This is a genomic window from Candidatus Saganbacteria bacterium (assembly GCA_016223245.1).
Lineage (GTDB): Bacteria > Margulisbacteria > WOR-1 > XYC2-FULL-46-14 > XYC2-FULL-37-10 > JACRPL01.
The window spans coordinates 26,294-39,439 of sequence record JACRPL010000018.1 but is presented as its reverse complement, the minus strand read 5'-3'; the positions used below and the strand labels follow the sequence as shown (position 1 = coordinate 39,439).

The following is a 13,146-nucleotide window of genomic DNA, read 5'->3' as shown; positions in this document are numbered from 1 at the left end:
CTTAGCCGAACCTGCCTGTAATATATTCCTCGGTCCTCTTGTCTGTAGGTGTCGTAAATACATCATTTGTTTTTCCGAATTCTATCATCTCGCCAAGAAGCATATAAAAAGTATAATCCGAGGCGCGAGCCGCCTGCTGCATATTGTGAGTTACAATTAGGATAGTATAATCCTTTTTGAGCGCTTGTAGCAACTCCTCAATTTTTAGGGTCGAGTACGGATCAAGCGCGGAACAAGGCTCATCGAGCAGAATTATTTCAGGTTTAACGGCAAGCAAACGCGCGATGCAAAGCCTTTGCTGCTGCTCGAGCGATAAGCTTAATGCCGGATCCTTCAACCGGTCCTTAAGTTCGGAGAACAATAGGACTGAATCGAGGCTTTTTTCCACAGCTTCAGAAATTACGCTTTTTCGCCCTTCACCATGGAGCCTTAACCCATAGGCTACATTCTCGTAAATTGAAAGAGGAAAAGGGTTAGGCCTCTGGAATACCATCCCGACTTTTATTCGCAAAGCGATCAAGTCTGTTGCGGGAGAGTATATATCCTCGCCGTCTATCTTAACGCTGCCGTTTATTTTAACGCCTTCAACAAGATCGTTCATCCTATTCAATACGCGAAGTAGAGTTGATTTCCCGCACCCCGACGGCCCGATTATTGATGTAATAACATTCTCCAAAATAGAAACATTAACGTTCTTTAACGCATGGAATGCCCCATAATACATATTAAGGTTGCAAATATCGATCTTTGCCATTATCCAAATCTCCCCGATATATAATCGTCCGTTCTCTTGTCCTTTGGCGATGTGAACATTTGGGCCGTAGCGCCTATCTCCACCATCTCACCCATCAAAAAGAAAGCTGTCCTGTCGGATACGCGGGCGGATTGTTTGACATTGTTTGTCACAAGAATTTGAGTGTAGCTCTTTTTAAGCTCCTGCATCGCTTCTTCGACTTTTAGCGTTGAAATAGGATCTAGTCCCGAGCAAGGCTCGTCGTATAATACAACTTCTGGTTCAACAGCCAAGGTCCTTGCTATACAAAGCCTCTGCTGCTGGCCGCCGGATAGCTTGAAAGCGTTGGCCTTCAGCCTGTCTTTTACTTCGTCCCACAAGGCGGAAGCGGTTAGTGATTTTTCGACTATTTCCGAGAGCTGTTTCATATTTTTTACGCCGTGGAGTCTTGGTCCGTATGCTATGTTGTCGAATATCGAAAGCGGAAGAGGAAGCGGAAGGGCAAAAACTATGCCCACTCTCTTCCTCAATTGTTGGATGTTCACCTTAAAAATGCTCTCATTGTCCAAAATAACATCTCCCGAAGTTTTCGAGGTCGGATATAGCTCATTCAATCGATTAAGGGTTTTTAAAAAAGATGTCTTCCCGCTATTCGACGGGCCTATGATCCCGAGGATCTCATTTTCATGGACTTCGAGGTTCAATTCCTTGACGGCGTGGAACCCTCCATACCAAACATTTAGATTTGAAGCTTGAAGTTTTACCATGTTTTGCGCTTCCTGAATCGCGACCTGATTACGGACGCTGTTATATTAAGGATAAACACGATCGATACCAACGTCAGTACCGTTCCATACTGGATCTTTGGGCTGACATTTGGCACTTGGGTCGAAAGAATATAAATATGATACGGTAATACCATTGCTTGGTCATACATCGACTGGGGAAGGCGCGGAAGATAAAATGCCGCAACCGTGAATAGGATCGGGGCGGTTTCCCCGGCGGCGCGAGAAAGACCCAAGATCGTCCCCGTTAAAATGCCTGGAATTGCGTTTGGCAGCACCACATATCTAACAGTCTGCCAACGAGATGCCCCAAGTGAAAAACTAACTTCTCGGAACGAATTTGGGATCGTGCTCAACGATTCGCGGGTTGCGGTAATAATAACAGGGAGCGTCATGATCGCAAGAGTCATGGATCCCGCAAGTATCGACGCTCCAAATCCAAGGAATGTCACAAAAAGCCCCAAGCCGAATAGTCCGTAGACGATCGACGGGACCCCCGCGAGATTAATGATCGCTATCTCAATAACGCGGGTCAGCCAATTTTTCTGCGCGTACTCGTTTAAATAAACCGCTGCTAAAATCCCAAGAGGTATGGAGAATAATGCGGTGCCAAGCGTGAGATATATCGTACCCACAATAGCAGGAAATATGCCGCCGGCTCGCATGCCATTGCTTGGCATTGAGAAAAGGAATTCCAAGCTTACAGCAGGAACACCCCTGAATAATATTACGGCCGCAATAAGCATGACCGGCGTTATGACAAAAATGGTCGATACAAATAATATTGAGAACGCTATTTTTTCTATCTTTTTTACGCCCATCATTTTGTTTTCCTATGCAGGAACGCGTCGGCTAATATATTAATTATAAAACTTATGACAAAAAGAACGATACCAATGGCGAACAGGGCATAATAATGGGAACTGCCCGACACCGCTTCGCCCATTTCGGCCGCAACAGTCGCGGTCAAGGTCCTTACCGGCTGGAGGAAAGTGGTCGGCATTACCGCGGCATTTCCGGTTATCATAAGGACCGCCATGGTTTCCCCGATAACGCGACCAATGCCCAGCATCACCGCGGCCAAAATTCCCGACGACGCCGCAGGAAGAATGACCCTATAGATCGTCTGCCAGCGGGTAGCCCCAAGCGCCACCGATCCTTCTTTGTAGCTTTTTGGGACCGAAACGATGGCATCTTCAACAATTGAAACTATGGTTGGCATAGCCATGAACGCGAGCATTATCGATCCGGCGAGGGCCGTAAGGCCGGACGACAAATGAAAAATATTTTTTAGCCACGGGGCAAGGGTCACGATACCGATAAAACCAAGGACTATGCTTGGGATCGCGGCCAAAAGTTCGATCCCCGATTTTAATATCTCCCTAAGCCACACGGGAGCCACTTCCGCGATATAAACCGCTGACGCTATGCCGAGCGGTACCGCGATAACAATCGCACCTAGAGTTACAAAGAACGACCCTAGTATAAGCGGTAATATCCCAAATTGAGGTGGATCGGAGATAGGATACCAGTTCCTGCCGAATATGAACGACAATAGTTTGGTGTCGGAGAAAAGAGATAAGCCCTCTTTTAGAAGAAATATAAAGATCAATACGACAAATAAAATCGAGGCCATCCCCGACAGAAAGATGGCTTTTTCGATCAATAATTCGGCGTACTTTTTCATTACTTGATCGGCACGAAATCCATTTTAAGGACTATCTTCTGGCCTTCCGGGCTTAGGACATAATCGATGAAAGATTTGACCTCATCGGTCGGCTCGCCATTAGTATAGAATAAAAGAGATCTCGATATAGGATATGAACCGGATGTTACAGTTGAAACGCTGGGTTGAACGTAAGACGAATTATTGCTTGTTGCGATAGCCAGTGCTTTTTCCTTCTTTGTAAGATAACCCAAACCTACATAACCTACTGCCTGTGGATTCGATGTTACTTCTTCCACGATCGCTTGCGAAGAAGGCATCATTAATATCGCAGGGGCGAATTCGTTCGGATTTTTCTTGTCGCCAAGTTTCACTACATGCTCAACGAAGAATACATGGGTGCCCGAATTCCTTTCGCGCGAAAGGGCTACTATCTTCTGGTCTGCCCCTCCGACCTCTTTCCAATTTTTTACTTTTCCCGTATAAATATCGGACAACTGCTTGATAGTAAGCTTGCTTACAGGATTTGACGGATGGACGACCAAAGTTATTCCGTCGTTTGCCACATGGATCTCTTTGGGGTTTATGCCTTTTTTATTGGCAAGGGCTATCTCCTTTTTCTCAATGTTCCTGGATGCTTGCGCGATATCGGTTGTGCCCGAAAGCAAAGCGGCGATGCCGGTACCCGATCCCCCGCCAGTGATCGCAATTGCGATCTCGGGATTTTTTGCCATGAACGCTTCCGACCATGCCTGGCCCAAATTAACCATTGTATCGGAGCCTTTTATTTGAATAGCTTTTTTACCGCCGCCGCAACCGACCACTAACGTGGCAAATCCCAACATCAAAATCCCAACAACAAAACAATTTACAATTTTCAAATTCCAATTTTTAAACATATTTTTTCTCCTTTTTATTTTATAAAGTGATAACGCTGTGCAGATAAAAGCTGAAGCAAGTATGCACCCCAAATGTTACAGGAATGTTAACTCAATATTAAGGGGATGTTAAATAATTATGCGGTCATGGATCAACTTTTTTCACCGCCATGTTTTACTACTTTTGCCTCGACCAAATAAACCACATCTTCCGCAATATTGGTCGCATGGTCAACTATACGTTCCAAATGGCGAGAAACCAGCAACAGAGGGATCGCGCGAGGAACGGTTTTCTCATCATTTGACATGATCCCGATCAATTCGTCATGGACTTGATCGCGTAATTTATCGACTTCCTTTTCTTTGATCCATACCGATTTTGCTTTTTCTGCATCTTTACTTACAAACGCGTCCAATACCAATGAAACGGAGTCTTGCACGAATTTGGCCATTTTGGGAATATCGATAAGTGGTTTTAATAGAGGCTGGTCGGCAAGCTCGATGGCTCTTTCCGCTATGTCTTCCGATAGGTCGCCAATTCGCTCAAGATCGGTTGCAATTCGCATAGCGGTCGTTATAAATCTAAGATCTATCGCCTTTGGCTGGCGGATCGCGATCAAGTTGATGCTCTTCTCGTTAATTTCCAGTTCAAGCTTATCAACTTGGATATCCTGTTTTATTACTGTCTTTGCCAAATCCCTATCTCTATCTTTTAGCGCGTCAACAGATTTGTGAATAAGCTCTTGTACAAGGATCCCCATCTTTAGTATCGTTTCTTTTAGGTCGTTGAGTTCCTGGTCCAGCGTTATTTGGTGGTCCATTTTATCCAAACCTCCCTGTAATATATTCTTCTGTTTTTTTGTTCGTTGGGGCTGTGAACATTTTAGTTGTTATATCAAACTCGATCAGTTCGCCCAGCAGGAAAAAGCCTGTAAAATCGGCGACCCTTGCCGCCTGCTGCATATTGTGGGTGACTATAACGATCGTAAATTCTTTTTTAAGATCATGCATGAGCTCTTCGATCTTACTAGTCGATATCGGATCAAGAGCCGAACATGGCTCATCGAGCAATAATATTTCAGGTTTTACCGCTAGCGCCCTTGCAATGCATAACCTCTGCTGTTGCCCGCCCGAAAGGCCGATGCCTGGTTTATCTAAGATATCTTTAACCTCGTTCCAGAGCGCCGCTTGTTTTAAGCTTGTTTCGACCGCTTGGTCAAGCTTATGCCCGTTCTTGATACCGCTTAATTTCAATCCCGCCGCGACATTTTCATAAATTGTCATTGTTGGAAAAGGGGTCGGCTTTTGGAATACCATACCGATCTGCCTTCGGATAAGGACTGGATCGATATCCGAACCATAAATATTCTTGCCGTCGAGCAAGACTTTTCCCGAAACTTTTGCGCCCGGGACAGTTTCATGTATACGGTTCAAACACCGGATAAAGGTGGATTTCCCGCAGCCTGACGGGCCTATAATAGCCGTAACTTTATTTTTCTGGACGTACATCGAAATATTCTTAATGGCCTGCTTTTCGCTGAACCATGCATTTATCTCTTCTATTATAATTTTTTTATTTTTATCCATAATATATTCTTTTTGAGAACCTCCTCACCGTTAACGTTATCATCAAAATTATCGCGACCAGGACCAGCGATGCTCCCCAAGATTTTGAATGCCAATCATTGAAGGGAGAGATAGAATAATTGAATATCTGGACAGTCATCGAAGCCATTGGCTGGTCGACCGCAAAATTCCAGAATTGGTTATTAAATGATGTGAATAATAACGGCGCTGTTTCACCGGATACTCTTGCAACGGCAAGCATGATGCCCGTGAAGATCCCGCTCCATGCTGTCCTAAAAACCACGTACCAAGTAACCCTCCATTGGGAAATTCCAAGAGCAAGCGCCGACTCCCATAAACTTATAGGGACCATCCTAATAAGCTCCTCGGTTGTTTTTGTAATGGTTGGGATCATAATTATTGCCAGCGAAACGCCGCCGGCGATCGCTGAAAATCTCCGCATGGCTAATACAAAGATAGCATAAATAAAAATACCTATCACAATGGATGGGATTCCTGCAAGCACATCGTTTGTATATCTTATTACAAACCCTCTTTTTCCTTCCCCATATTCCGCAAGCCATATGCCCGATAAAATACCTACCGGCAATCCGACAACACAAGCCAACAACACAATGATAAATGTGCCGGCAATCGCATTGGCTATCCCTCCGCCCGCTTCTCCCGCGGGCACCGGAAGCGAAGTAAAAAAATCCAAGTTCAAAGAGGATATCCCTTGAAAAAAAACATAAGCCAAGATCGAGATCAAAGGAACGACAGCGATCAACGCGGCTGAAAAAACCCCATAAAGGAATAGTTTTTCTTTCAATTTTCTAAGTTTAAATATTTTTATATTTGCTTCATTTTCCATACTAACATCCTGGCTATTCCATTTACTATGACTGTGATCAACAATAATACAAGCCCGACCTCGATCAGTGTCGATAGATAAACATGGGAAGATGCCTCTGTAAATTCGTTCGCGATGACCGATGCCAGCGTATAAGCCGGCGCAAAAATCGAAGGAGATATTTGCGGGCGATTGCCGATTACCATAGTTACGGCCATCGTCTCGCCAAGCGCCCTTCCCAAGCCTAAAATAATTGCCCCCATTATTCCCGGCCACGCGGGCTTTAATACAGCAAGCGTGACTGTTTCCATTTTTGTCGTACCAAGCGCCATAGCGGATTCGCGCAAATTATTGGGCACTGTCATTAAAACTTCCCTAGAAACAGCGACCAATGTCGGAAGGATCATTATTGCAAGGATCACGCCGCCCGAAAACATTCCCAAACCATAAACCGGGCCAGAAAATATGGGAATGAATCCAAGGGTTCCGCTAAACATTGGCCCAATAATATTCGCAACGATCGGCCCTAAGACAAATATCCCCCATAATCCGTACACAACAGAAGGAATTGCCGCCAAAAGCTCGACCATTTGCGCTATCCAATCGCCTGTTTTGCCGCGAGAGATCTCGGTAAGGTAAATAGCTGTCCCAAGACCCAAAGGGACAGCAATTACAAGGGCAATAAGCGAAGAAATAATTGTGCCATAGATAAAAGGCAGCACTCCAAAATTCTCGGCGACCGGGTCCCATACGGATCTTACAAAAAATCCTGGCCCATTATTTAATATTGCCGGCCAGCCCGAAACCATAAGGCTCAAAAAGAGCGAAAAAAGCAGGGCGGGAATGCTCCAAGCGAATATCAGAGTGATATATGAAAATATTTTATCCCCGTTCCCTGCTTTATTAATGGCTATTCCCACTTAATACTTGATCGTGTTGATCGTCCTTAATACTTTTGCTGTCAAAACATCGGGCAATGGCGCATAAGAAAGTGTTTGCGCGAGGCCTTGTGCTTTTTGGGACATTGACCATTTAAGGAAATCGGCAAGCGCTTTCCCTTTTTCCGGATCCTTCTGGTCTTTGTGAACTAGAAGCCATGTAAACCCCGATATCGGATAAGACTTTGCACCCGCCGCATTCGTTATTGAAACCCTGTAATCCGCAGGAATCTTTGCGATCGCCCCGGACGCTGCGGCACTCGTTGCGTCAAGCGACGGTTTGACGAATTTCCCGGATTTGTTCTTCAATGCTACAGATGAAAGATGGTTTAATTCGACATATGAAAGCTCGGTATACGAAATGGCGCCGTCATTTTGCTTCACAGCCCCCGAAACGCCTTCATTCCCTTTTGCCCCGATACCAACCGGCCAGGTCACCGATTTGCCGACGCCAACTTGCGTCGCCCATTGTGTATTGACCTTGGCAAGATAATCGGTGAAAATATTCGTAGTACCGCTTCCATCGGAGCGGTGAACAACCATAATCTCCTTGCCTGGAAGTTTAACGCCCGGATTTAGGGCTTCGATCTTCTCATCGTCCCATTTATTGATCTTCCCTAAAAATATTTCGGCAAGGACATCAGAATTAAGCTTAAGTTCGCCAATTCCTTTCAAATTATACGCGACCGCGACTGGACCGATCACGGTTGGGATATGTAGGATTGGCGAATCCGCGGAATTCATTTCGGATTTTGTCATTGGGGCGTCAGACGCGCCGAAATCAACCGTTCCTGCAATTATCTGGCGCACGCCGCCGCCTGATCCTATTGACTGGTAATTTATCTTGATATCGGGATTCTGTTTATTGTATTCATGGAACCATTTTGAATAGATCGGATATGGGAAAGTAGCTCCCGCGCCTGTCAACATGACGTCGGCAAAACCGGCCGAAGCTAAAAGAATTAGGCCTAATAACATAACTGGCAATTTTTTTATCATTTCTCTACTCCTTTTTTATATGGCCGCAAACAAGTGCAGATATAACACGCTCGACCCGCCTGTGAGATTCTGGATATCAGCCGCGGCCTTGTACCCTGAACCATTGATTAATGTCGCATGATATTCGACTTCGGGGACGCCTAAGACAGCAACTTTCCCTGTAGCACCGATCCCGAAATCGGCCGATGACATAATGCCTTCATTGTCGACAATTGTTTTTGCTATATAACGCAATTCCATAACCTTATCCATCCAATCGATCCAAACGGTGTGCTGCAGCCCGAGTTTGGCCGTGAGGGTTACAGGCACGACCTGAAGATAGCTTGGAATGTTTATCGGCATTTCGACATAAGCATATTTCAAATAATCAAAAAGATGTTGGCTCTTTTTATCGGTATCAACCTTTGCCGTATCGAGCCTAGATATGTCCAATGTAACCCGAGCGGACGCGCCCCAATCGAGCTTTTTCTTGAAATCAAGATAAGCCCTTTCTACATCAAAATTATTCGGGGTTGTCGATGCGCCGTTCGAAAGATATTTCTGGAATCGGAAAAAAAGTGTTGAGCTAACTTTCATGTCGGAATTGTCTTGTTTCACTTTATCAATCTGTCCTTTCAGATCGGCTATCGCGGTGTTCATGTCGTCTTTCAGGTCGGCAAGCTTATCCTCTTCGGGGACTTCGACTTTTACAGATTCTTTTTTTATTGCCTCTTTTTTAACCGGTGTCTTTTTTATTGCCACCGTTTTCTTCTTAGGCACCGCCGCGTAAGACGAAACAACAAGAACAAACATCAACAGTAGGCTCAAACTAACAATCTTTATTTTCATCTGATCCCCCCTTATGGATTAATTATATATTTTGATGATTAAGGGGTTATGAAGAATACGTTAATTCGATGTAAACTTATTTTGGGGTTATTTGGCGGACGGGAACACGAGTGTGAACTTGGAACCTTGGCCTTCGCGGCTCGAAACGGAAACCGATCCATTATGGATATTTGCCACATGCTTAACTATGGCGAGACCAAGCCCCGTGCCCCCCAGATCGCGGGATCGCGCTTTATCGACACGATAGAAGCGCTCAAATATCCTCGGCAAATGTTCTTCCGGGATGCCGATCCCCGTATCCGATACCGAAATTTCAAGCTTATCGCCATTTATAAAGCAGGAGATATCAATTGATCCGCCTTCAGGCGTGTAATTGACCGCGTTATCGAGCAAATTCAGAAATGCCCTGTATATATGGTCCTCGATCCCTATTATATTATGTTCTTTGTCGTCGCAATTCTTATTAATAGAAATGTTTTTCTTTTTAGCCTTATCCGAAATATTTTCGATCGCCCTTGCCATTATCTTATTGGTATCTAATTTTATATATGGTCCCAATTCTTTCTTGGACTCAAGCCGCGATATTTCAAGCAGGTCATCGATCAAAGCCGAAAGATTTATCGCATTCTTGTCGGCCTTCCTCAAAAATTCCATATTATGCTCATTGTCTTTGATCGCGCCGTTTAAAAGAGTTTCTAAGTAATTGCGAATTGAAGTGAGCGGCGTTTTAAGCTCATGAGAAACATTAGCTACGAATTCCGACCTATAGGTCTCAAGTTTTTTTATATCCGTTATATTGTGCAATACACAAACCGCGCCCGTCGGCTTATTATCGCCTATTACCATAGGGGTCACAAAAACCAAAAAATTGCCTTCTATCGGAAAAAGAGTGTTGATCTCTTTTTCCATCATCGTGTTGGTTTTTATTGTTTGATCGATAAGGTCTGCGATCTCGTTGTTGCGGATGCCCGCTCTTACCGATTTCCCGAGCAATTCGGGCTCTAGCACGCCGAACATTTTCTCTATCGCAAAATTGGCAAGAACGATCGAGCCCGACCCGTCAACCGCCAGAACCCCATCCCTCATGCTTCGAAGCACAGCAACCGCAAGCCCTCTTTGTGATGCAAGAGAGGTTAATATCTCCGTTATTTTATATTCGGCTTCCTTCTTAGCGTTTTCGAGGCGTTTAAGCCGAGAGGTTGTAATGATCCTTAATGGAAAATTAAACAAACTTGTAACCTACCCCGCGCAATGTTTTGATATGGTCCGATGCTTTTCCCAATTTTTCGCGCAGGCGCCTAACATGGACATCAACCGTTCGAGTCTCGATCGCAACATCGATCCCCCAAACCTGGTCTAAAAGCCTCTCACGGCTCCATATCCTGCCTATATTTTCCGCAAGGAATGCAAGAAGGGCAAATTCTTTGGCGGTTAGCTCGACCTGTTTTCCTAGAACACGGACTTCATGCTTGTCAGGGTCAATTTCAATATTTTGGAAGCTCAATGCTCGAGGAGCGCTCTTTTCCACGCCATATCTTTTTAGGATCGCTTTGACCCGGGCTATCAATTCCCTAATGCTGAAAGGCTTTGTGATATAATCGTCGGCGCCCATCTCGAGCCCGACAACTTTATCGGTTTCCGCGCTTTTCGCGGTAAGCATGATGATCGGGATATTTTCGGTTTTTTTATCTTTTTTAAGCCGCCTGCACAGTTCAAGACCGTCAATGCCGGGAAGCATTAGATCGAGGAGGATAAGATCGGGAAGGGCATCCATAGCTAGCTTCAATCCTTGTGTGCCGTCGAAAGCCTTGCTTACGCTGAAGCCTTCTTTTTTTAAATTATATTCCAATGTCTGGACAATATCTTTTTCGTCTTCAATTATTAAGATCTTAGCCATTCGATAATTGTGCGCAGAGGGACGCCGGTAGCACCTTCGGAATAACATCCTCTGGTCTTATGCATATAGGCTGTTCCGGCTATATCCAAATGTACCCAAGGGGTGTCGCCTACAAACTTATGGAGGAAAGTTGCACCCGTTGAAGGAGACGCCATGCCGCGATCCATGCAATTTTTTATATCGGAGACCGAGCTCTTTAAATATTCTTCATATTCTTTATACAAAGGAAGATGCCACATTTTTTGGCCTGATCGATCCGCAGCTTCCAATATTTCATCGATCAATTCTTGGTTGTTGCCTAAAAGCCCTGAAGCCACATCGCCTAAAGCCGTTACGCATCCCCCTGTAAGCGTCGCACAATCGAATATTTTTACGGCGCCAAGTTTTTTGACGTACGTTATCGCGTCAGCCAGGATCAAACGGCCTTCGGCATCGGTTGAAATTATTTCGACAGTTGTCCCGTCAAGGCTGCCGATAACGTCCCCAGGTTTTAGCGCCCCACCATCCGGCATATTTTCGGCGATAGGAATAACCGCAATAATATTTTTCTTGATCTTAAGCTCGGCGATCACTCCCATTGCCTCGATAACGGCCGCGGCTCCCGCCATATCGGTTTTCATCTCCCACATTTTCGATGAAGGCTTAAGTGAGATACCGCCCGAATCAAAAGTAATGCCCTTTCCAATCAATGCTATCTCTTGACCCTTGCTACTTGACCCTTTGTAATTAATTACAACAACTTTCGGAGGAAATTTGCTCCCTTTAGCGACTCCCCAAATGCATTCCATCCCCTCTTTTTTTGGATCCAAGATATCGATCTTTAATTTTGATCTTTTGGCCAAAGTTTTGGCATATTGCGCGAGATATTCGGGGGTGACAACATTTGACGGGGCATTTACAAGATCGCGCGCTCGGTTTTCGGCGTCAGCCCCAGCCTTGCCGATCCTAATGCCTTCAATCGCGTCTTTCAGCTGGTTCTTATTTGAAACGAGTATGGTGGCATGGCTCGGCTTGAAAGAGTCCTCATGCTTTTTGTGGTACCCCGCAAATTTATAGCTTGCAAGGATAAGGCCTTCGGTGAGCGCTTGGGCGGCTTGGGCCAACGGAAAAACGGATTCGACAGGGTCTAGTGCTATATGTTTTGCCTTGGCTTTTACAGCATGCCTTGAGCCAATTGCCGCGGCGCTGCGGATCAAGTCCAAAGTGACATCTTTTTGTTTGCCAAGCCCTACAAAGCAGATCCTGATGGCGGGTATTTTGCCCTGGGTATTGATTATTACTGCTTCATCGATCTTTCCGGAGAAACTCTCGTTGCGCAAAAAAGCATCATACGCTGGCTTTTGCCCCTCGTAAGAGAGAACAATCAGCATATCGCACGCGATCTTGCTGCCAAAAATATTTCCGGCTTTTATGATCATTAAAACTTGACCTTAGGAGCCTCTTTTGCAGGTTCGGCTGATTTGAAGAATATCTTTTCACCGTCAAACCCGAACATTCTCACGAAAAATACTGTGGGCAATCTCTTTGCGATCGTATTGTATATTTGGACTTTTTCGTTATATCTCATTCTCTCGACTGCGATCCTATTTTCGGTGCCGGCAAGCTCATCTTGGAGAGCCCTGAAGTTTGGAGCCGCCTGTAATAGGGGATAATTTTCAACGACCATAAAGAGTTTTGCTATTGTGCTTTCTATTCCATTTGCGGCAACGACTTTCTGGTTCATGTTCTGCGCGTTTGCCCATGCGGAACGGGCTTTTGTTATTTCTTCAAATGTGGACTTTTCGTGCTTTGCATAACCTTTGACGGTTTCAACTAAATTTGGTATCAAATCGTACCTTCGTTGGAGCTGGTTTTCCACCTGCGCCCAGCTTTCTTTGACGCTTTGGTCCAGCCCAACCAAATTATTATAAACTCCGGTCACCCACATTATGCACAACAAGACCAACGCAACTATCCCAATTATCCAAGCCAATTTTTTGTTCATAATTCGCCTCCTAAAATATTAT

15 protein-coding genes are annotated in these 13,146 nt (G+C 44.9%); all 15 read right to left on the bottom strand.

The window, feature by feature from the left end; genetic code table 11:
• Window position 1 precedes the first annotated feature (1 nt).
• The 15 genes from pstB (HZC34_07080) to HZC34_07010 all read right to left on the bottom strand — a co-directional run bounded on the left by pstB (HZC34_07080) (window position 2) and on the right by HZC34_07010 (window position 13,124).
• Window positions 2-754, bottom strand: a complete 753-nt coding sequence (gene pstB / locus HZC34_07080; GenBank protein MBI5701582.1) for a phosphate ABC transporter ATP-binding protein — start codon at window positions 752-754, stop codon at window positions 2-4.
• Window positions 754-1,500 carry a phosphate ABC transporter ATP-binding protein gene (pstB, locus tag HZC34_07075; protein ID MBI5701581.1) on the bottom strand — a complete coding sequence of 249 codons (747 nt, stop codon included), beginning with the start codon at window positions 1,498-1,500 and terminating at the stop codon, window positions 754-756. Before pstB (HZC34_07075) ends, pstB (HZC34_07080) begins: the two co-directional genes overlap by 1 nt.
• Window positions 1,494-2,342 carry a phosphate ABC transporter permease PstA gene (pstA, locus tag HZC34_07070; protein MBI5701580.1) on the bottom strand — a complete coding sequence of 283 codons (849 nt, stop codon included), beginning with the start codon at window positions 2,340-2,342 and terminating at the stop codon, window positions 1,494-1,496. Before pstA (HZC34_07070) ends, pstB (HZC34_07075) begins: the two co-directional genes overlap by 7 nt.
• On the bottom strand, window positions 2,339-3,205 hold the full coding sequence (pstC, locus tag HZC34_07065) for a phosphate ABC transporter permease subunit PstC (protein ID MBI5701579.1): 867 nt from the start codon (window positions 3,203-3,205) through the stop codon (window positions 2,339-2,341). The genes pstA (HZC34_07070) and pstC (HZC34_07065) overlap by 4 nt, the downstream gene beginning before the upstream one ends.
• On the bottom strand, window positions 3,205-4,083 hold the full coding sequence (locus tag HZC34_07060; protein MBI5701578.1) for a phosphate ABC transporter substrate-binding protein: 879 nt from the start codon (window positions 4,081-4,083) through the stop codon (window positions 3,205-3,207). The genes pstC (HZC34_07065) and HZC34_07060 overlap by 1 nt, the downstream gene beginning before the upstream one ends.
• A 131-nt stretch (window positions 4,084-4,214) precedes the next feature.
• Window positions 4,215-4,883, bottom strand: coding sequence for a phosphate signaling complex protein PhoU (gene phoU, locus HZC34_07055; protein ID MBI5701577.1), 669 nt, complete (start codon window positions 4,881-4,883; stop codon window positions 4,215-4,217).
• Between the two features lies 1 nt (window position 4,884).
• The gene (pstB, locus tag HZC34_07050; protein ID MBI5701576.1) at window positions 4,885-5,649 is read right to left on the bottom strand and encodes a phosphate ABC transporter ATP-binding protein; all 765 of its coding nucleotides are present in this window, start codon (window positions 5,647-5,649) and stop codon (window positions 4,885-4,887) included.
• Window positions 5,642-6,499 (bottom strand): phosphate ABC transporter permease PstA, encoded by an 858-nt coding sequence (gene pstA, locus HZC34_07045; protein MBI5701575.1) that lies wholly within the window; start codon window positions 6,497-6,499, stop codon window positions 5,642-5,644. The genes pstB (HZC34_07050) and pstA (HZC34_07045) overlap by 8 nt, the downstream gene beginning before the upstream one ends.
• Window positions 6,478-7,398, bottom strand: a complete 921-nt coding sequence (gene pstC, locus HZC34_07040; protein MBI5701574.1) for a phosphate ABC transporter permease subunit PstC — start codon at window positions 7,396-7,398, stop codon at window positions 6,478-6,480. Before pstC (HZC34_07040) ends, pstA (HZC34_07045) begins: the two co-directional genes overlap by 22 nt.
• Window positions 7,399-8,415, bottom strand: coding sequence for a phosphate ABC transporter substrate-binding protein PstS (gene pstS, locus HZC34_07035; GenBank protein ID MBI5701573.1), 1,017 nt, complete (start codon window positions 8,413-8,415; stop codon window positions 7,399-7,401).
• Between the two features lie 15 nt (window positions 8,416-8,430).
• Window positions 8,431-9,243, bottom strand: coding sequence for a hypothetical protein (locus tag HZC34_07030; GenBank protein ID MBI5701572.1), 813 nt, complete (start codon window positions 9,241-9,243; stop codon window positions 8,431-8,433).
• Window positions 9,244-9,330: 87 nt separating this feature from the next.
• Entirely contained in the window at window positions 9,331-10,473 is a 1,143-nt protein-coding gene (locus HZC34_07025; protein MBI5701571.1) for a PAS domain S-box protein, read from the bottom strand.
• Window positions 10,466-11,140: a response regulator gene (locus HZC34_07020; GenBank protein ID MBI5701570.1), complete on the bottom strand. Its 675-nt coding sequence runs from the start codon at window positions 11,138-11,140 to the stop codon at window positions 10,466-10,468. The genes HZC34_07025 and HZC34_07020 overlap by 8 nt, the downstream gene beginning before the upstream one ends.
• On the bottom strand, window positions 11,125-12,558 hold the full coding sequence (locus HZC34_07015; protein ID MBI5701569.1) for a leucyl aminopeptidase: 1,434 nt from the start codon (window positions 12,556-12,558) through the stop codon (window positions 11,125-11,127). Before HZC34_07015 ends, HZC34_07020 begins: the two co-directional genes overlap by 16 nt.
• Window positions 12,558-13,124: a LemA family protein gene (locus HZC34_07010; GenBank protein MBI5701568.1), complete on the bottom strand. Its 567-nt coding sequence runs from the start codon at window positions 13,122-13,124 to the stop codon at window positions 12,558-12,560. Before HZC34_07010 ends, HZC34_07015 begins: the two co-directional genes overlap by 1 nt.
• Window positions 13,125-13,146 lie beyond the last annotated feature (22 nt).

Excerpts from the sequence above, each read along its gene's own strand:
- pstB (MBI5701582.1), bottom strand. The coding sequence starts at position 754 with ATGGCAAAGATCGATATTTGCAACCTTAATATGTATTATGGGGCATTC.
- pstB (MBI5701581.1), bottom strand. The coding sequence starts at position 1,500 with ATGGTAAAACTTCAAGCTTCAAATCTAAATGTTTGGTATGGAGGGTTC.
- pstA (MBI5701580.1), bottom strand. The coding sequence starts at position 2,342 with ATGATGGGCGTAAAAAAGATAGAAAAAATAGCGTTCTCAATATTATTT.
- pstC (MBI5701579.1), bottom strand. The coding sequence starts at position 3,205 with ATGAAAAAGTACGCCGAATTATTGATCGAAAAAGCCATCTTTCTGTCG.
- HZC34_07060 (MBI5701578.1), bottom strand. The coding sequence starts at position 4,083 with ATGTTTAAAAATTGGAATTTGAAAATTGTAAATTGTTTTGTTGTTGGG.
- phoU (MBI5701577.1), bottom strand. The coding sequence starts at position 4,883 with ATGGACCACCAAATAACGCTGGACCAGGAACTCAACGACCTAAAAGAA.
- pstB (MBI5701576.1), bottom strand. The coding sequence starts at position 5,649 with ATGGATAAAAATAAAAAAATTATAATAGAAGAGATAAATGCATGGTTC.
- pstA (MBI5701575.1), bottom strand. The coding sequence starts at position 6,499 with ATGGAAAATGAAGCAAATATAAAAATATTTAAACTTAGAAAATTGAAA.
- pstS (MBI5701573.1), bottom strand. The coding sequence starts at position 8,415 with ATGATAAAAAAATTGCCAGTTATGTTATTAGGCCTAATTCTTTTAGCT.
- HZC34_07030 (MBI5701572.1), bottom strand. The coding sequence starts at position 9,243 with ATGAAAATAAAGATTGTTAGTTTGAGCCTACTGTTGATGTTTGTTCTT.
- HZC34_07020 (MBI5701570.1), bottom strand. The coding sequence starts at position 11,140 with ATGGCTAAGATCTTAATAATTGAAGACGAAAAAGATATTGTCCAGACA.
- HZC34_07015 (MBI5701569.1), bottom strand. The coding sequence starts at position 12,558 with ATGATCATAAAAGCCGGAAATATTTTTGGCAGCAAGATCGCGTGCGAT.
- HZC34_07010 (MBI5701568.1), bottom strand. The coding sequence starts at position 13,124 with ATGAACAAAAAATTGGCTTGGATAATTGGGATAGTTGCGTTGGTCTTG.